Annotated in this window: 18 protein-coding genes; 2 read left to right on the top strand and 16 right to left on the bottom strand. The window is 62.7% G+C overall.

Features of this window, described 5'->3' with window-relative positions; all coding sequences use genetic code 11:
* Positions 1-121: 121 nt before the first annotated feature.
* From NCT05_RS27325 to manD, 11 genes are all read right to left on the bottom strand, one after another.
* Positions 122-493 carry a GFA family protein gene (locus NCT05_RS27325; protein ID WP_008347889.1) on the bottom strand — a complete coding sequence of 124 codons (372 nt, stop codon included), beginning with the start codon at positions 491-493 and terminating at the stop codon, positions 122-124.
* Between the two features lie 29 nt (positions 494-522).
* Positions 523-915 (bottom strand): tautomerase family protein, encoded by a 393-nt coding sequence (locus NCT05_RS27320; protein ID WP_008347888.1) that lies wholly within the window; start codon positions 913-915, stop codon positions 523-525.
* A gap of 103 nt (positions 916-1,018) precedes the next feature.
* Positions 1,019-2,185 carry an ABC transporter permease gene (locus tag NCT05_RS27315; RefSeq protein WP_250436463.1) on the bottom strand — a complete coding sequence of 389 codons (1,167 nt, stop codon included), beginning with the start codon at positions 2,183-2,185 and terminating at the stop codon, positions 1,019-1,021.
* 9 nt (positions 2,186-2,194) lie between these two features.
* On the bottom strand, positions 2,195-3,349 hold the full coding sequence (locus tag NCT05_RS27310) for an ABC transporter permease (protein WP_250457249.1): 1,155 nt from the start codon (positions 3,347-3,349) through the stop codon (positions 2,195-2,197).
* Between the two features lie 6 nt (positions 3,350-3,355).
* The gene (locus tag NCT05_RS27305; RefSeq protein WP_008347883.1) at positions 3,356-4,048 is read right to left on the bottom strand and encodes an ABC transporter ATP-binding protein; all 693 of its coding nucleotides are present in this window, start codon (positions 4,046-4,048) and stop codon (positions 3,356-3,358) included.
* A gap of 1 nt (position 4,049) precedes the next feature.
* The gene (locus NCT05_RS27300) at positions 4,050-5,204 is read right to left on the bottom strand and encodes an efflux RND transporter periplasmic adaptor subunit (RefSeq protein ID WP_239294906.1); all 1,155 of its coding nucleotides are present in this window, start codon (positions 5,202-5,204) and stop codon (positions 4,050-4,052) included.
* A gap of 132 nt (positions 5,205-5,336) precedes the next feature.
* On the bottom strand, positions 5,337-6,143 hold the full coding sequence (locus tag NCT05_RS27295; RefSeq protein ID WP_008347879.1) for a GntR family transcriptional regulator: 807 nt from the start codon (positions 6,141-6,143) through the stop codon (positions 5,337-5,339).
* Between the two features lie 65 nt (positions 6,144-6,208).
* The gene (locus tag NCT05_RS27290) at positions 6,209-7,507 is read right to left on the bottom strand and encodes an MFS transporter (protein ID WP_250503618.1); all 1,299 of its coding nucleotides are present in this window, start codon (positions 7,505-7,507) and stop codon (positions 6,209-6,211) included.
* A gap of 91 nt (positions 7,508-7,598) precedes the next feature.
* On the bottom strand, positions 7,599-8,636 hold the full coding sequence (locus tag NCT05_RS27285) for an L-idonate 5-dehydrogenase (protein ID WP_008347875.1): 1,038 nt from the start codon (positions 8,634-8,636) through the stop codon (positions 7,599-7,601).
* A gap of 55 nt (positions 8,637-8,691) precedes the next feature.
* Entirely contained in the window at positions 8,692-10,062 is a 1,371-nt protein-coding gene (locus NCT05_RS27280) for an MFS transporter (RefSeq protein WP_033536187.1), read from the bottom strand.
* Between the two features lie 47 nt (positions 10,063-10,109).
* Positions 10,110-11,318 carry a D-mannonate dehydratase ManD gene (manD, locus tag NCT05_RS27275; protein WP_008347871.1) on the bottom strand — a complete coding sequence of 403 codons (1,209 nt, stop codon included), beginning with the start codon at positions 11,316-11,318 and terminating at the stop codon, positions 10,110-10,112.
* 121 nt (positions 11,319-11,439) lie between these two features.
* On the opposite strand from manD, the gene NCT05_RS27270 reads away from it, so the two are divergent.
* A complete protein-coding gene (locus NCT05_RS27270) occupies positions 11,440-12,906 on the top strand; it encodes a mannitol dehydrogenase family protein (RefSeq protein ID WP_250503617.1) in 1,467 nt (488 codons plus the stop codon).
* A 94-nt stretch (positions 12,907-13,000) separates the two neighbouring features.
* Positions 13,001-13,822, top strand: a complete 822-nt coding sequence (locus NCT05_RS27265; protein ID WP_250503616.1) for a hypothetical protein — start codon at positions 13,001-13,003, stop codon at positions 13,820-13,822.
* A gap of 24 nt (positions 13,823-13,846) precedes the next feature.
* Here the strand turns inward: NCT05_RS27265 and NCT05_RS27260 are convergent, their stop codons facing one another.
* The 5 genes from NCT05_RS27260 to NCT05_RS27240 are packed head-to-tail and all read right to left on the bottom strand — an operon-like array spanning position 13,847 to position 19,072.
* Entirely contained in the window at positions 13,847-15,328 is a 1,482-nt protein-coding gene (locus NCT05_RS27260; RefSeq protein WP_250503615.1) for a M81 family metallopeptidase, read from the bottom strand.
* Positions 15,325-16,584 carry a Zn-dependent hydrolase gene (locus NCT05_RS27255; RefSeq protein ID WP_008347863.1) on the bottom strand — a complete coding sequence of 420 codons (1,260 nt, stop codon included), beginning with the start codon at positions 16,582-16,584 and terminating at the stop codon, positions 15,325-15,327. Before NCT05_RS27255 ends, NCT05_RS27260 begins: the two co-directional genes overlap by 4 nt.
* 36 nt (positions 16,585-16,620) lie before the next feature.
* On the bottom strand, positions 16,621-17,322 hold the full coding sequence (locus NCT05_RS27250; RefSeq protein WP_175980699.1) for an ABC transporter ATP-binding protein: 702 nt from the start codon (positions 17,320-17,322) through the stop codon (positions 16,621-16,623).
* On the bottom strand, positions 17,319-18,086 hold the full coding sequence (locus NCT05_RS27245; protein WP_008347861.1) for an ABC transporter ATP-binding protein: 768 nt from the start codon (positions 18,084-18,086) through the stop codon (positions 17,319-17,321). The genes NCT05_RS27250 and NCT05_RS27245 overlap by 4 nt, the downstream gene beginning before the upstream one ends.
* Positions 18,083-19,072 carry a branched-chain amino acid ABC transporter permease gene (locus NCT05_RS27240; RefSeq protein WP_235366230.1) on the bottom strand — a complete coding sequence of 330 codons (990 nt, stop codon included), beginning with the start codon at positions 19,070-19,072 and terminating at the stop codon, positions 18,083-18,085. The genes NCT05_RS27245 and NCT05_RS27240 overlap by 4 nt, the downstream gene beginning before the upstream one ends.
* Between the last annotated feature and the right edge of the window lie 29 nt (positions 19,073-19,101).

Genomic DNA, 19,101 nt, shown 5'->3' with positions numbered 1-19,101 from the left:
TGTTATCGAACGCCGTTCTCGGAAACGCGGTTGCGCCTTGAACATCGAACGCGAACGGCTTGTGGGTGCCGGGTTGTAGCACGCCGCGTTCCCGGCACCCTTCACTCACATGGCGACGCTGCTATGCGCGCCCCACTACCGAACTGCTCGCGCCGTCCTTGACGGGTGCATCGAGCGAATACGCATCCACGCCATCGACACAGCCGAGGTTCACGCGCCATTCAGCAGGATTCGAACGCGTTTGATGGAACGTGTAAATTCCACAGCGCTTGCAAAAGTAATGCTTCGCGACCTGCGTGTTGAATTGATAAAGCGTGAGTTCGTCCTCGCCCGACAGGATGCGCAACTTCTCTTTGACAAAGGGCGGCGACATGACCGCGCCGCGCCTTCGGCAGAAACTGCAATTGCAGCGCGCGGCGGGTTCCGGCGAAGTTTCGACTTCGAAGGTGATCGCGCCGCAGTGACACGCGCCTTTCAGGGTCGTCGGGTTCATCGTGGATACGGCTCCTTTGCGGTTTTCGGTCAGGCCGCGTCCTCCACGTACTGCGCGAGTCCGCGTCCGAACGACCAGTCTTCGCGGCGATTCGGCGCGAGCGCGATCATCACGTCGTCGGGCCGCAGTCCGGGCGATGCCGCGAGCTTCGCCACCAGTGTCTTGTAGAACGCTTTCTTCGTCGCCGTGTCGCGCCAGTCGCTCGCGGTGATGTGGATGAACACGACGTCGTCGCTGCGTTCGACACCGAGATAACCGGGATCGTAAATGAAGTGGTCGCGCTCGTGTTCGTCGATCAATTGAAAGCGGTCGTCGGCGGGGACCTTGAACGCTTCGACGAGCGCTTCGTGCACGCCGTTCGAGATCGCGCGGATATGCTCGCGCGGCTTGCCTTTCATGAGCGATATTCTGACGAGCGGCATGATGAAACTCCTTCGAGATCGAGTTCGGGTGATCTCGACTCTACGCCGCACAACGCATGTTGAATATTGAATACTTTCGGAGCGACCGTTCGACTAAACGGGATCATCGCGCGCGCAGCGCGTCCACGATATTCATCCGCGACGCCCGCATCGCCGGCAGGAATCCGCCGACGAGTCCCATCGCGAGCGAGAACCCGAGTGTCTTTGCGATCACCGAAGGCGTCAGGATGAAGCGGAACGACAAGTCCGCGAAGGTCTGAAAATTGGTCGTGGAAAACGAAGCGAATTGCATCAGCGCGGCGCACGAAAGTCCGGCCACGCCGCCGACCAGCCCGAGCAACAACGCTTCGAGCAGGAACGCCCCGAGCACGTCGAAGCGCTTGAAGCCGAGCGCGCGCAACGTTCCGATCTCCGCGACACGATTGGCCACCGACGCGTACATCGTGATCATCGCCCCGATCATCGCCGCGATCGAAAAGATGATCGACAGCGTGAAGCCGAGGATATTGATGAACGTCGACAGCGCCTTCGACTGATCGCCGTAGAACACCTGTTCGCGCTTCGCTTCGTCGGCGAGGCGCGGGTCCACGTCGATATCGCCGCGAAAGCGCTCGAATGCATCGCTGCGGGCGAGCCGCACGACCATCGACGAATAACTCGTGCGCCGGAACGATTGCATCAACTGATCGACGTCGCCCCATATTTCCGAATCGAAGCCGCTGCCGCCCGCATCGAAATGGCCGACGACGGTCCAGTCGCGCTGCGCGAAACGCAGCGAGTCGCCGATGCGCGTGCCGCCGAACCCCTTCGCGATGCTGCTGCCCACGATGATCTCCGACGAGCCGCGCCTGAACATGCGCCCCGCCGTGAGCTTCACTTGCGGACGCAATTGCACGCCCATCGGCGAGACGCCGCGAATCACGACGTTGGCGGGCGTGTTGGTGCCGAGCTTGGTGAGCGAGATCAGCACGACGGTTTCCTTCGATGCGAGCGGCTCGCCGTCGCCGTTCATCGCGACCGACGGATGCATCTCCATCGCGTTCGCCTGATTGCGGTCGATCGCGCTTTGTATCTCCGTCTCCGCGCCCTTTCGGATCACGACGACGTTGTCCGCTTCGCCCGTCGATACGAGCGTTTTCTTCAGTCCCGCGTCGAGCATCAGCACGGTCGCGAACACGAACACCACGAGCGCGAGACCGCCTGCCGTCAGCATCGTCGTGAGACGGCGCGCCCAGAGATTGCGTGCGACGTAGGAAACGGGAATGGCCATCGCGCGTCCTCAGCCGATCGCCCGCAGGCCTTCGACGATGCGCACGCGGCTCGCCTGCACCGCCGGCACGATCGCCGCTGCCATCGCGACGGCGAACGCGCATGCCGCCTGCAGAAGCATCGTCTCGTGCGACACCATGAAGACCGGGAACACGCCGCCTGTGGCGTGCTTGAAGACTTCGGCCATCGGCGGCGTCGCCAGGATGCCGATGCCACCGCCGATCGCGCAGATTGCCATCGATTCGCCGAACACGAGCACCGATAGAAATGCGGAGCCGAAGCCGAGCGCCTTCAATGTCGCGTATTCGGTGATGCGCTCGCGCGCGCTCATTGCCATCGCGTTCGCCATCACCGCCATGATGATCAGGATCACTACATATGACACGACGCGTATCGCCGCGATGATCTGATTCGACATTGCGACGAAGCCGAGCTGAAACGCCTGCTCCGTTTCCGTCAGCGTTTCGGCGAGCGAGTTCTTGAAGACATTGTCGATCTTGCGCGACACGACAGCCGCTTCGTCCGGATCCTTGATGCCGACCACGTACACGCCGACCTGATCGACATTGCGCTTGGTCGTCTTGCGGATCGTCTCGTTCAGATAGTCGTAGTGAAAAATCAGTTGCCGCGTAATGGTCGATTCGTCGCGCCCTTCCATGATGCCGCGCACGACGAAGTCCCATGTTCCCGGATAGATCGTGCCCTTGAGCGGAATGACGTCGCCGACCTTGAAGCCGTATTGATCCGCGAGCTGTCGGCCGATGAGCGCGCCTTTGCGATCGCGTCGATAATCGGCGCGTTGCTGCTCGGGCACGATGAACTCGGGATAGAGATCGAGATAGTTGTCGGACACGGCGAACTGCGCGAAGAAGTTCTTCGGATCGCGATACACGCCGCCGAACCAGTTCGAGCGCGCAACGAGCGTCACGCCCTCGACGCCGCGTATGCGGTTCTCATAGGCGAGCGGCAACGGAAACACGAGCGAGATTGCATTGCGCGTGACGAGCCGCGCGTTCGATGCAGCCGCGGCGCCTGCATACCACGCATCGACGACGGTATGCAAAAGACCATATGCGAGCACCGCGATGGTCAGCCCGAGCACCGTCAGCGTGGTGCGCAGCTTGTGCCGCAGCGCGTTGCGCAGGATCAGCTTGAACACGAACATGATGGCTTAGCCCACGGTTCCATCGATCAGCTCGCCTTTCTCCAGATGCACGAGCGCCTTCGCCGCGCCGGCCGCGTGCGCGTCATGCGTCACCATGATGATGGTCTTGCCGAGCTTGTCGTTGAGACGTTGCAGCATCGCGAGGACATCGGCGGCGGAGCTGCGGTCGAGATCGCCGGTCGGTTCGTCGGCGACGATCAGCTTCGGGTCCGTGATCAGCGCACGCGCGATCGCGACGCGCTGCTGCTGCCCGCCCGACAGCTCCGACGGATAGTGACTCATGCGATCGGCCATGTTGACCATGTCGAGCACCATCGCGACGCGTTCCTTGCGCTCGTGGCGCGTGAGGCGCGTGAGCATCAGCGGCAACTCGACGTTCTCAAACGCGGACAGCACCGGCATCAGGTTATAGAACTGGAAGATGAAGCCGACGTTCGCCGCGCGCCAGTCGGCAAGCGCGGCTTCGGGCAGGCGCGTGATATCGAGTCCGCCGACGAGCAACTCGCCGCTATCGGGCCGGTCGATGCCCGCGATCAGGTTGAGCAGCGTGCTCTTGCCCGAACCCGACGGCCCCATCAACGCGACGAAATTGCCTTCCGCGATGGACAACGTGATGTCGGTGAGCACCGGCACGGTCTGCACACCGCGCCGATACGACTTCGCGACGTGGCTGATCTGAACGAGAGGCGTCGTGCTCACGTTATTTCTTCGCCAGCGTGACTTTGGCGCCGTCCTTGATCTTGTCGCCGGGCGCGAGCACGAGCACGTCGCCGGGCTTCACGCCCTGCACGGCTAGCAGATCGCCGATGCGCTCGCCCGTCGTCACCGGCACTTCGCGCGCGGCGTCGTGATCGACCACGTAGACCACTTTCCTGCCATCGCGCGTGACGACCGCCGATGGCTGCACGGCGACAACCGCCTTCTTCTCCTCGGGCGGCACCGGCTTCGACAGGAACGCGACTTTCGCGGACATATCGGGCAGCACGCGCGAATCGCGTTCGACGAAACGCACTTTCACGAGCACGGTGGCTTTGGATCGATCGACCGTCGGCACGATGCGCGACACGCGGCCCGCAAAGCGCGCGTCGGGCAGCGCATCGAGTTGAATCTCGCACGGCTGATCGACAGCGATGCGCGCGATGTTCGACTCGGCGACATCGGCTTCGACTTCGAGCGTCTTCATGTCAGCGATGGTGACAACCGCGCCCTTGCTGTCCGACGCCGATGAGAACGGCGTGATGTTGTCGCCGACATTCGCGTGCTTCTCGATCACGACGCCGTCGAAGGGCGCGCGAATCACGGTTTGATCGACGGCTACTTGCGCTGCCTGCGCGTTGGCTTGCGCGGAGACGATCGCGGCTTCGTCGCTGTTGATCGACGCCTTGGCCTTGTCGAAGCGGGCGAGCGCGGCATCGTACTGTGTCGCCGGAATCGCGCCTTGCGGTGCGAGGATCTTGTAGCGCTTGAGATCGACTTCCGCGTTCTTCAGTTCGGCGCGCTGCAGCTCGAGATTCGCCCGCGCGACCTTGACCTGCGCCTGGGCCTGCGCGAGCGACGCAGCCACGTCATTGCTCTCCAGCCGCGCGATGATCTGCCCTTCCTTCACCGGCGTGCCTTCGAGCACGCCGAGCCATTCGACGCGCCCTTGTCCTTTCGATGCGACTGCGGCCTTGCGTTGCGGCACGACATAGCCCGTGGCGTTCAGAAGCGTATAGCTCTGCGACGGATACACCGACGTGACCGTGGCGGTTTCGACGGCCTGCGGGCCGGTGAGACGAAACGCCACGCCGATGAGCGCGAGCAGAATCGCAACGATGATGGCGTAACGAAGCCAGTTGCGCCGGCGCCGCGGCATCGCGGCAGACGGACCCCGGTCGATCTTGAGTTTTTCTAAGTTGTGTTCAGCCAATTTTGGACGTGCGCCGCGGAATGGGCCCGCGGATCGGCATGCGGTGAAAGGATGGTCAGTATAGCGCTGTCCTTTCAATCAGCTTCCCAAGGCCACCCGCTCCGGCTCGTCGGGCTCGAACCAATCGGGATTGCGTTCCGCGATCGGATGCAACGACACCAGAATCTCGCGCAGATGCGCGCGCATCGCTTCCTCGGCGCCATCGGGATCATGCGCCTTCAACGCGCTAACGATGCGCGCATGCTGCTTGATGAGCAGATCGAGCGGCGATACATCCGGCAAGCTCAGATAACGCACGCGATCCATCTGCGCCTTGATGTCCTGGATCGTGTCCCATGCAGCGACGCAGTCGATCGATTGCGCGATCTGCATGTGGAACTGTTCATCGAGTGCGAGAAAGGCAGTGGTGTCGTTCACTTTCGATGCGCTCTTCTGCTCGCGAAGATTCGCGGCGAGATCGTCGAGTTGCGAATCGGTGATGGCGACCGCGGCCTTGCGCGCGACCGCCGTTTCGATCGCCTCGCGAATGAAACGCCCTTCGCGCACCTGACGCGGCGAGATCTTTTTCACGAAGGTGCCGCGCTGAGGCAGCACTTGCAGCACGCCCGCCTCGACGAGCTTGATGAAGGTCTCGCGCACCGGCTGCCGCGAAACCTGGAACATCTCCGCGACTTCCTTTTCGGAAAGCGGCGTGCCGGGCACGAGTTGTCCCGCGAAGATAGCCTGACGCAGCGCCCGAAAAATCTGCTTGCCGATGGGCTCATGCGAGTCGTGCGATATCGCCGAAGTCAGATCGGGCAATTCGAACTTCTGCGATGCGAGCGGCCTGCGTACGCGCGCACGCCGCACTGCAGCCGAGCCATTCGACACGATACCGTCTTGCATGATTGAACCTGAACGCTAATGAGGAGAAAGCGAGCCACGTTCGCGCGCCTCGCTTCCCGATACTATCACGCAGCACTCGCCGCGCTTTCACGCTTCGCGCGCGCTTTCGGCTCGCGAATCCATACGAGCGAACACAGCGCGCCGAGCACGGCGATCGCGCCCGCCAGAACGAAGGCGCTGCCATACGCCCCGTGCGTCGCCTCGACGATGAAGCCCGTCACCGCCGGTCCGATCACGCCCGCGAGATTCGCGAGCAGATGCACGAAACCGCCCACGCCGCCGACGTTCTCGCGCCGCACCGTGTCCTGAATCACGGCCCAGTACACGGACCCGGTTACATAGAGGAAGAAGATCGTCACGGACATCAACGCCACCGCGCCCTGCGTGCTCTCCACACGCCCCGCGAACGCGACGCACAGCGCCGCCATGCCGAGGCACACGGTCAGCACGACGCGGCGCGACATGAGCGGCTTGCCTGTGATACGCAGAATCGCATCGGTGATGAAGCCGCCCGCCGCGAGCCCGATGCTGCCGAGCAGCCACGGAATCACCGTCGCAAAGCTCATGTCGCGCAGCGACATGTGATGCGCTTCGGTCAGATACGTCGGGAACCACGAGAGAAAGAAGAACAGCACGTAGTTGTATGCAAAAAACGCGAATGCCGTGGCGAGGATGATCGGCTGACGCAGATAAAAGCCGAGATTCGCCTGCTTGCCGTGCGTGCCGTGCTCCATCGACGCGGCGTCCTGCTGGCCCGCGACGATCAGATCGAGTTCGGCCTGCGTGACGCGCTTGTTCTGTTGCGGATGCTCGGTCGTCGAAAGCGCCCAAAGCACGAGCCACGCGAAGCCGATCATCATGATGATGACGAACGCCCAGCGCCAGCCGAACTGGATCGCCATGTAACCGACGACCGGGCCGGCGAGCGCGCCGCCCAGCGGCGTCCCCGAACTGATGACCCCGATCGCGCTCGCCACTTCACGACGCGGAAACCAGTTGTTCACCATCTTGCTGTTCGACGAGCTGAACGGTCCCTCTCCCATGCCGAAGAGCACGCGAAGCACGATCAGCGACACGAGACTGCTCGCCAGCGCAGTCGCACCGCAAAACAGCGACCAGATGCCCATTGCGCCGCCGAAGACTTTCTTCGCGCCGATCCTGTCCGACAGCACGCCGCCGACAAAATTGAATAATGCATACCCGATGAAAAAGCTGCTGAACACGATGCCCATCTGCGCATGCGTGAAATGCAGGTCTTTCTGGATGAGCGGAGCGGCGATGGAAAGCGCCGCGCGGTCGAGATAGTTGACGACGCCCGCGAGGAACAGCAGGCCGACGACGAACCACCGCTGACTTTTGATCATGTCGAGTCTCCGATGCACCGCTTCTTGTGGCCTTCCGGTCCGGCGGTTTCATGAATGATGAATTTTGAATGCCAATGCCAAGTGGCGCCCGTCAGTCGAACTGGAGATGCACCTTCATCGATTGAGAGCGATCCAGCGCGACTTCGAATGCACGATTCGCTTCGGCGAGCGGAAATGCGTGCGTCATCAGCAGACGAAGGTCGATGCGCTGCGAGGCGATTTCATCCGCGGCGATCGCGTATTCATCGGTGAAGCGGAACGAGCCCTGATAACGCAGCTCTTTCGCCATCACGAGGTTCGCCGCGACCGGCGACTGACCGGCCGGCAGATTTCCGAGCTGGATCACCGTGCCGCCCGCACGCACCGAGCGCAACGCGGTGTCGAGACCGGCGGGGCTGCCCGATGCCTCGATCACGACGTCGAAGGTGCCGCGTTCGCGCGACCAGGCATCGATGCGCGCCTGATCGTTCGCGAGCACGGTCTCGTCGGCGCCGAGCGACGCCGCCATCGCGAGCGCCTTGTCAGCAAGATCGAGCGCGACGATGCGATGCGCGCCCGCGCGCCGCGCGGCGGCCAACACGATGCAGCCGATCGGCCCGCAACCCACGAGCAGCATCTTCGCGCCGACGAGCGGGCCGGCGAGCTTCAACGCGTGCAGCGCGACAGCAAGCGGCTCGGCCATCGACGCCTGCGCGAAATCGAGGGTATCCGGCACCGGAACGCATTGCCGCGCGGCTGCCGTGATGTATTGCCGGAACATGCCCTGCATATGCGGGAACGTCGACGCGCTGCCCATGAAGCGCATCTTCAGGCAATGGTTCGGCATGCCTTTCACGCAAAAGCGGCACGTTCCGCAATTCAGGCCCGGATTCACCGCGACCCGCTGGCCGACTGCAAGGCCCGTCACGCCCTCGCCCAGCGCGGCAATCTCGCCCGCGACTTCGTGACCGAGCACGAACGGCTCGCGCACGGCGAAGTCGCCGCTTTTGCCCTTGAAGTAATACGAAAGATCCGACCCGCAGATGCCGCCCGCGCGCACGCGAATCTGCACCTGTCCGGGTTCTGGTTCGGGCGTGTCGATCTCGTCGATGACGAGCTTCTTCGGTTCGTGTAGAACGGCTGCGAGCATGATCTATGTCCTGGAATCTGCAGTTTGCACTTTGTATAAAGCGTTTCGCATGCAATCAACGGCGGGCGGCGAGCGCCGGTTCTGCGTTCGATCCGGCGATCGCGGCATCGTGTTGCGGCGCGCCCCAGTCGTGCAGATCACGGCCGACGCGCGCCGGCGCGGTCTCGGGCAGAAGCAGAAGCGAGATCGTCGAGACGATGCCGAGCGCGGCAACGTACACGATGAGACCGATCGAGCTTCCGCCCGTCGCCTGAATCAGCTTCACCGCGACGAGACCTAGCGCGCCGCTGCCGATCAGCGAACCGATCTGCCAGATGAGCGCAATGCCGCTGCATCGCACGCGTGCCGGAAAGAGCTCGGGAAAGAGCGATGCTTGCGGCGCATAACAAAGGCTGTGGCCGACGGTGATCGCGAGAATCATCACGGTCTGGATCGCGAGGCGGCTGCCGCTATCGATAGCGTGAAAGAGCGGCATGACGAGCAGCACATGCAGCACTGCGCCCGCGATGAATGTCGCGCGCCGACCGATGCGATCCGACAGTGCGCCAGCGAGCGGGATCGCAATCAGTTCGAGCACGACCGCGACGATGATCGTCTGCAGAAGCAGCGAGTCGGCGATGCCGTGCGCGCGGCCGTAGGCGAGCACGATCATCGTGTACATCGCGAACGTGCAAGCCTCGATCAGCTTCGCGCCGACACCCTTCACGATCGTCGCGCCGTGCTGCTTCACCACTTCCACGACGGGCCGCGATTCGACCGCCTTGGTCTCGCGGATCGCCGCGAACACCGGCGATTCCTCGGTGCGCAGTCGAATATAAAGCCCGACGACGACAAGCACGATGCTGCCGAGAAATGGCAGACGCCAGCCCCAGTCCATCAGTTGTTCGTGCGTGAGCATCGCGGTCAGAACGGCGAAGATGCCCGATGGGATCAGAAAGCCCGCGGGCGCGCCGAGCTGCACGAGGCTCGCGAAGAAGCCGCGTTCGCGCGGCGGCGCATATTCGGCGGTGAGCAAGACCGCGCCGGCCTGCTCGCCGCCGACGCCGAAGCCTTGCAGCACGCGGATCAGCACAAGCGCCGCCGGCGCCCAGATGCCGATCTGCGAGTAATCCGGCAACAAGCCGATGGCGAACGTGCCCAGACCCACGATCAGAATGGTGACAATCAGCGCTTTCTTGCGGCCGATCTTGTCGCCGAAATGCCCGAACACGATACCGCCCACAGGCCGCGCGACGAACCCGACCGCATACGTGGCGAACGCGGCCAGCGTGCCGATCAGCGGATCGTGGCTCGGAAAGAATTTTGCGCCGAACACGAGCACCGCTGCCGTGCCGTACACGAAGAAGTCGTAATACTCCGCCGCCGTGCCGATGGTCGATGCCGCTGCCACCCGGCGCAGCATCGCGCTGGTTTCCCTGTGTGCCATGTCTGTCTCCGGTATCTTGTGTTTTGAATGCCTTAAACCAAACGCGATTACCAGTTCCAGAGCGTGCCGTCTTCGAGGCGCGCCACCGGCAAGTACGCCGGATCGTACGGATACCTTGCGGCGAGCTTTTCGTCGATGTCTACACCGTGCCCCGGCGCTTCGCCCGGGTGCATCATCCCGCGATCGAACGACCATGCATGCGGGAACACATCGAGCGCTTCCTTCGGAAAGCCCATGTACTCTTGCACGCCGAAGTTGGGCACCCACAAGTCGAAGTGCAGCGCTGCGCCCATGCAGACCGGCGACAGATCCGAAGGACCGTGGCAGCCCGTGCGGACCTGATACAGCGATGCGAAATCGGCGATGCGCTTCAGATGCGTGATGCCGCCCGCATGCGTGAGCGTCGCGCGGATGTAGTCGATCAGTTGCTCTTCGATCAGCTGCTTGCAGTCCCAGATGCTGTTGAACACCTCGCCCACCGCAATCGGGGTCACGGTGTGCTCGCGGATCAGACGGAAGCCGGCCTGATTCTCGGCGGGCGTCGGATCCTCCATCCAGAACAGGCGATACGGCTCGACCGATTTGCCGAACCGCGCCGCTTCGATCGGCGTAAGCCGGTGATGCACATCGTGCAGCAGATGCGTGTCGAAACCGAACTTGTCGCGCACGGCTTCGAAGAGTTTCGGCACGAAATCCAGGTACTTTTCGGAGGACCAGCTCTGCTCCTCGACCGCACCCTTCGTCGCCGGCTCATACATGCCGTCGCCCTTCGCGACGCCATAAACCGAACGCATGTTCGGCACGCCGCACTGGATGCGAATCGCCCTGTAGCCCTCTTCGATATGCTCCGCGTAGCGGTCGAGCGCTTCGGGGATGTCGCGGCCGGTTGCGTGTCCGTAGACCATCACGCCGTCGCGCGACGCACCGCCGAGCAGCTTGTAGAGCGGCATGTTCGCGGCCTTGCCGAGGATGTCCCAGAGCGCCATGTCGACGGCGGCGATTGCGGTCATCGTGACGGGGCCGCGTCGCCAGTACGCGCCCTTGTAGAGAAACTGCCAGGTGTCTTCGATGCGGCCCGCTTCGCGCCCGATCAACAGCGGACATACGTGATCCTTCAGATACGACGCGACAGCGAGTTCGCGGCCATTGAGCGTCGCATCGCCGATACCGTAGATGCCCTCGTCCGTTTCCACCTTCAGCGTGACGAAGTTGCGGCCGGGGCAAGTCACGATCACGTCGGCGCGGATGATCTTCATAGGTATTTCCTTGAATGGGCATTCGATGTGGCGGATACTACCATACCAGTATGTTACGACGTCAATAACGGGTTTTCCCGATTCCTAATTCAAAATGCCATCGAAAATGCCTGAGAAATCAATGCTCTCCCGTACATCGCTCACTGCACTCGAAGGCCATTGCCTGTCGCGCGAGTGGCACGAGCCAGCTATCGGCATCGTGCATCTGGGCATCGGCAACTTTCATCGCGCGCATGAAGCGCTCTATACCGAAGAGGCGATGCTCGCCGAGCCGGGCGATTGGGGCATTTGCGGCGTCACGCTGCAGGGCGACGTCACCAAGCGCGATGCGTTGATGGCACAGGACGGCCTCTACAGCGTCGTGGAACGCGGGCCGGACGGCGTGCGCGTGACGGTCGTGCGTGCATTGCGCGAAGTGCTGGCGATGCCCTTCGATCGCGCACGTCTCGTCGAGCTTTTCGCCGACGAACGCGTCCGCATCGTGTCGCTGACGGTTACGGAAAAAGGCTACTGTCGCGATCCGCGAACCGGCGATGCCGACTTTGCGCACGCGGGCGTCGCGCACGATCTCGCGCATCCGGACGAGCCGTCCACCGTGCCGGGCATACTCTGCGCCGCGTTGCGAGCGCGACGCGACGCGGACGCCACGCCCTTCACCGTGCTTTCCTGCGACAACCTCTCGCACAACGGCGATGCATTGCGTCAGGCGGTGTGTTCGTTCGCACGCAGGCTGGACCCGGCGCTCGCGACGTGGATCGAGACGCGCGTCGCGTTTCCGTCGACGATGGTCGATCGCATCGTCCCCGCCACGACCGACGCGGATCGCGAAGCCGCCCAAGCGGCGCTGGGCGTGGGCGATGAAGTGCCCGTGCCGTGCGAGCCGTTCAGGCAATGGGTCATCGAAGATCGCTTCCCCGCCGGGCGTCCTGCGTGGGAAACGGCAGGCGCCCAACTTGTCGACGACGTCGCGCCCTTCGAGATCGCGAAACTGCGCATGCTCAACGCGACACACTCGACGCTCGCGTATCTGTCCATGCTCGCCGGTTTCGACACGATCAGCGACGCCGTCGGCCACCCGCCGCTGAAGTCACTGATCCACGCGATGATGACGCGCGAGATAGCGCCGACTCTCGCGGTACCGGCATCGTTCGATCTCGCCGCATACCGCGACGCGCTCCTCGACCGCTACGCGAATCCCGCGCTGAAACACCGTTGCAGCCAGATTGCGATGGACGGTAGCCAGAAGATGCCGCCGCGAATTTTGTCGACCATTCAGGCAAGGCTCGACGCGGGTCAGCCGTTCGAACGGCTCGCGCTTGCGGTGGCGGCATGGTTCACGTTTCTGCGCGGACGAGCGGACGACGGCACCCGTTACGCGATCAGCGATCCGCTGGCCGAACGTCTCACGAAAGCGGCGGAGGATGCGACCACGCCGGCAGGCCTCGTCGATGCGCTCGTCGGCGCAAGCGATGTTTTCCCCGCATCGCTGGCACGCAATCCGGTTCTCCGGGAAGCGCTTCTGCGCGCCGCGACAAGGCTCGGGAACGGCGCGCTCACGGCGATCGACGAATATGTGCGGTTGGATTGAATTCATTATCACGCATGCAAAATGCCGAACGGTCCGCTTCGTTTTAAGATAGCCACTTCCATCATGAGCGGCCCTGACGCGCCAGGAGTGGCAGGTGTATTTATCGAAACGTGGATGTAGCTCTGCTCTGTGCATCGCATGCGCGCTGTCGTGGGTATCGGTATCCGCTCTGGCGGCCGCGCCGCAGCCTGGCCGTGCAGCGAGCGCTGCCGACATCGCGAGCGGCGCCAAGGCGCAAGGCATCATGTCGGCCGACGCGCTTGCACCGAACTTTACCGGCGACGATCCGGAACACGTCCGCGATGCGCTGGCAGGTCATTCCGCACCGGGACAGCCTGCATCGATAACCGGCCGCGTACGGGCGTTTCTTTCGCGGCCCTTCACCAAGGCGCAGCATGCCGCGAGCCAACCCGGCGCGCAGACAGATCGCACGTTCACGTTCGTCATTCCGGTTTCATACGGCGTGCGCTATCTGTCGAAGAAGAAAGTGCTGACGGTGAACGTCTCCCTGGCGGCGTCTCACGATCCGGATGCCATCCTGCTGAAGGAAACGGTAAAGGGGCAAAGCGGCCGCAAGCTCGTTGTTGCGCCTGAAGCCAAGGAAAAGGGTTTCGTTCAGACCTTCGACAGCATTGAACTGAAGCAGGAAGGCAGCGCGAGAACCACGGTCAGAGGCAGCATCGTGCTTCCGAACTTCGACCGCGCGCATGGCAGCGATGACTTCGCGATCGTGCTCATCTGCACGCTCGCGCCACCCTACCTGACGGACGACATCGAGCATAACGCGCCCACCGATGAAGAACCCACGGATATCACGCGCAGAACATCGATATTGATGGGCCATGTCGATGCAGCGTGGCTCATCGATCGCAAGGAAGGCACGATCATTACGAAGCGGCTGCGCCTCGTGAAGTGAAAGGCGCGCCGCTTTCCTGCTCGATCAATATTCGACGTTCGGATCCAGCGGATAGACGGGCCGCTTCAGGTTCTCGAATGCGAAGAGTCCATAGTCCGAACTCGTGACGCCGCGGCTATCGCATTCGACGAGGCCACCCGATATCGGCACGAAGACGGGGCGGCAGTACATGCGGGACTTGAGAATCAGAAAGCGCGCGCCGCGTGGGTCGATGCCGACACTCTCGAACACGCCCAGGTCCCACGGCTCGTGCGTGCGTTCCGTCACAAGGATGCGCGCCGCGGCGGTCTCGATCACGGCCGCGCGGCCCATGAACGCACGCTGTCCCGTATACGTCGGTCCGCTGATGATGTATTCGCCATCGGTCAACGCCCGCACTATGCCGGTAACCTCGAGCGGCGGCTTTGCTCGCGACGCCACGCTCGCTAGCTTGTTGCCGACGCCGATCGTGACCGTTGCGCCCTCGCCGGCTGCGAAGAGTTGCGCGACAGCTTCGGGATCGCATAAAGGTCCCACGACGATGCCATCGAGTCCTTGCTTCAACGCTTCTTCGAATGCGTCGGTCGTGTCGCACGTTCCGCCCGACATGCAGTTGTCGCCGTGGTCGAGCAGCAGTACGGGCTTGTCCGTTTCGCGTGCGAGCGCAGCGCCCTCGCTGATCGATTGCGCGAGCGGCACGCTGCGATAAACGAACGCGTCACGCTCGTTCCAGATTTGCCGCGCGATGCGGTCCGCCACGCACTGCGCCTTCGCGCGCTCGCCATCCGCCACCACGACCACGCTGATGCAAGGCGCGGCGATATCCGCCAGCGAGAAACCGGATAGCACCGACACGGCCAGCACGCCATCTTCAGCTTCGGCTGCGCGCGCGGCATCGACTGCACGTTTCATTGCACCGTCCGCTGTCGAACTCCTCAGCGTATGCGTGAGCAGCGGCGGCTGCGCCCAAGCGATCACGGGCTTCGCCTTGTCATGAATCAGATCGAGCAGCAGTCGCGCCGCATGCTCACCGCTCTCGTACATATCGACGTGAGGATAGGTCTTGAAGCTCGTGATCACGTCCGCGTTGTCGATCATCTTCTGCGTGACGTTCGCATGCAGATCGAGCGATACGGCAATAGGCGCATGTGGCAGCGCGCGTCGCACGCGTTCCAGCAAATCGCCTTCGCCATCGGGCGAATTCTCCGCGACCATCGCGCCGTGGAGGTCGAGCATCACGGCATCGCAGCCTTCTGTTGCATCGACGATCGACTGGCAGATCGCGTCATAAGCGGCGGCAGCGACGCGACCGCTCGGATTTGCCGAAGCGGATATCGGCGTCACGATGTCCGCATGTTCGCGCTTCGCAGCATCGATGAATGCGGACATCGCCGTACGCATGCCGGCATTCTCGTTATACGCTTCGGCGCCATGACACGGACCGTCGCGCCCGAATGCTTCGAGCGGCGTCGCAACGGGCGAGAACGTGTTGGTCTCGTGGTTCATGCGGGCGATGAGTATCTTCATGCTGCGTCTCCTTCGGACGCGTTGGCTGCGCGCAGCATCGCTTGCAGAAGCACATTGCAGCCTGCTTCGAGATGATCGGCGCGCGCATCCTCGATCTCGTTGTGGCTGATGCCGTCCTTGCACGGCACGAAGATCATCGCTGCCGGCGCCACGCGTGCGAGATAGACGGCGTCATGACCCGCGCCGCTCACGACATCCATCGACGTGAAGCCGAGCGCATCGGCGCTCTCGCGCACCGACGCAACCAGCGATGCGTCGAACGGTTGCGGCGCGAAGTAGACAACTTCGTCTACCTTGACCGGCAGATCCGCTTGCTCGCATGCGTCGCGCATTGCACGGTCCATTGCGAGAAGCGTCGCGTCGTCTGGCGCGCGCAGATCAACGGTCAGCTTGACGCGCCCCGGAATGACATTGCGCGAGTTCGGATGCACGTCGACCCAGCCGACCGTTCCGCGTCCATGCGGCGCATGATCGATCGCGATGCGATTGACGGCGCGAATGAGATCTGCCGCGACGAGCAAGGCGTCGCGGCGCAGTTCCATCGGCGTCGGACCCGCGTGCGCTTCCATGCCTTCGATCGTCACGTCGTACCAGCGTTGACCGAGCGCGCCTTGCACGACGCCGATCACCTTGTCCTTCGCCTCCAGCACCGGACCCTGCTCGATGTGCGCTTCGAAATACGCACCCACGTCATGCGCCTCGACGCGATCTCCCGCATAACCTATCGATGCCAGCGCGTCCCGCACGGACACGCCGTCGCGATCCTTCTGCGCGAGTGCATGATCCAGCGTGAACGCGCCCGCGAATACACCGGAACCCATCATCACCGGCACGAAGCGCGAGCCTTCCTCGTTAGTCCAGACGGCAACTTCGAGCGGCGCAACCGTACGCACGTTATTGTCATTCAGCGTGCGCAACACTTCGAGGCCCGCCAGCACGCCATAGTTGCCATCGAACTTGCCGCCCGTCGGTTGCGTATCGATATGGCTGCCCGTCATCACAGGCGGAAGATCGTCACGCGTGCCCGCACGGCGCGCGAAAATGTTGCCGATCGCATCCACGCGCACGGTGCAGCCGATTTCCTTTGCCCACGCGATAAAAAGATCGCGGCCTTGCTTGTCGAGTTGCGTCAATGCGAGACGGCACACGCCGCCCTTCTCCGTCGCGCCGATGCGCGCGAGTTCCATCAGACTATTCCAGAGACGCGCACCGTCGATGCGCAGAGCGGCCTGCGCTGGCATATCATGAGCTTGCATTCGAGGTTCCTGAGCTGAGTGATGCAGATATGAGGTTCAGACGACGCCCACGCCGAGATAGCGATCCTTGATCGATTCATCGGCGATGAACGCATCGTTCGTTCCTTCGTACACGATGCGCCCTTGCTCAATGATGTAATGGCGGTCGGCGAGTTGCGTGCAGACTTCCAGATTCTGTTCGACGAGCAGAATCGTCACGCCCGCTTGGCGAATCAGCTTCAGTTGCGCGACGATTTCCTCGACGATCACAGGCGCGAGTCCTTCCACCGGTTCATCGAGCATCAGCAAGCGCGGATGATTCATCAATGCGCGGCCGATCGCGAGCATCTGCTGCTCGCCGCCCGAGAGTTGGCCACCGCCGTTCGTCCGGCGCTCCTTGAGACGCGGAAAGATGCGATAGATATCCGCGAGTTGCCATGGAGAATCTTTGCGCGCGCCGAGCCGCAGATTCTCTTCGACGGACAAGAGCTTGAAGATACCGCGATGTTCCGGCACGAAGCACACGCCGCGCGCAGCGATCTTGTGCGGCGGCATCTTCGCGAGCTCGACGCCCTTGAACTTCACGCTGCCGCGCTGCGGCGCCACGACGCCGGCGATGCTTTTCAGCGTGGTCGATTTTCCCGCGCCGTTACGGCCGAGCAGCGTGACGGTTTCGCCTTCGCCCATCGTGAGCGAGACGCCTTGAAGAATATGGCTCTTGCCGTAATAGCCGTGAATGTTATCGACATCGAGCATCATGCGCGTCCTCCGGTGATCATGTTGCCGAGATAGGCGCTGCGCACACGTTCGTCCCCGCGGATATCGGCGGGCTTGCCTTCGACAAGCACGCGGCCTTGCTGCATCACCGTGATGATGTCGGAGATGTCCATCACGATATCCATGTTGTGCTCGATCAGCACGACCGTGTAGTCATCGCGCAGACTGCGGATCAGATGTTTCATGTCGTCGAGATCGTCGATGCCCATACCCGAGGTCGGCTCGTCGAGAAAGATCGCCTTGGGCCGGGCGGCGAGCGCCATGCCCACTTCGAGACGCCGCTGCTGGCCATGCGATAACGCGCTCGCCTGCGTCGACGCCAGGCGTTGCAGCGCGAGACGCTCGAGAATGCCATCGACCGTATCGCGATGTTCCAGCGCGCCGCGCGGCGGCGTCCATGCGTTGAGTGCGCGCTTCGAGTCCACGCCTTGCGCGGCGAGCCGCAGATTCTCACGCACCGACAGATTCGTGAAGAGGCTCGTCACCTGAAACGATCGTGCGATGCCACGCTTCACACGACGATGATCGGGTTCCTGTGTCACGTCGTGACCATCGAACACGATATTGCCCGCGGTGATCGGCACGGTCCCGGTCAACACATGAAACAGTGTGGTCTTGCCCGCACCGTTCGGTCCGATCACGGAATGCACCGTGTTCCTTGCGATGCGCAGATTCACATCGGTTAGCGCGGCGAACTTGCCATAGCGCTTCACGACGCCCTTTGCTTCCAGTATCGACGCGCTCATGCCGGCTCTCCTCGATCGCGCTTCATCGCGCGCCAGATGCGTTCACCCAGACCCCACAAACCGCGCTGCATGAAGAGACTTACCGCGATCAGCACGAGCCCGAGCAACAGCAGCCAGCGCGGCCATAGCGTTGAAAGCCAGTCGGCGAATAGCACATAGAACGCTGCGCCCAGTACGGAAGAAAAGAGATTGCCCGTACCGCCGATAACGGTCATCACGAGAATCATCTCGCTCGTGTGGTAGTCGATGTTCGACAACGGCGCGATGCCCGTCATCATCGCGTGCAATGCCCCGGCCAGGCCAGTGACCGCACCCGATACGACGAACGCGGCCAGCTTGAAACGCTTTACGTCATAACCTACGGCAGCGGCGCGCGCCTCGTTATCGCGGATTGCGAGCAGCGTGCGGCCGAAGACCGAATGCGACACGCGCAACATGAACCAGAATGCGATCAAGAACAATACGGCGACGAACGCGTAGTACTGCCACGGCGACACGAGCGAAACGAGTGGCTGCCCGAAGAATGACAACGCGGGCCGCGGAATATCGAGCAAGCCGTTGTCGCCGCCGGTGAGATCGGGTGTCGTATAGGCAAGGAAGTAGAACATCTGCCCGAATGCGAGCGTGAGCATCACGAAGTACGCGCCGCGCTGACGAATGGAGAACCATCCGACGAGAGCCGCGGCGAGCGCACCCGCGATGATGGCGCCGAGCAATGCCGCAGGAATCTGAAGCCCTGACTTCGTGAGGATCAGACCCGCGGCATAGCTTCCTAGACCGAAGAATATGCCTTGTCCGAACGACAGCAGGCCCGTATGCCCGAGCAGCAGATTACAGCCGAGCGCGGCGAGCGCATAGACGAGCACTTCGGTTGCGAGCGATCCGGAGCGAATCGTCAGCGGAAGAACGCAGACGACGATGGCCGCGAGCAACAGAAAGCGATAGCGATGAAGCGACTGCCTGAGGGATCGCGGTGGCGCGCTCATGTCCAGTGTCTTCGAATCCAGTTTGGAAT

The sequence above is a fragment of the Caballeronia sp. AZ7_KS35 genome (genome assembly GCF_023631045.1).
GTDB lineage: Bacteria > Pseudomonadota > Gammaproteobacteria > Burkholderiales > Burkholderiaceae > Caballeronia > Caballeronia zhejiangensis.
This window is presented reverse-complemented; position numbering and strand designations above follow the sequence as displayed.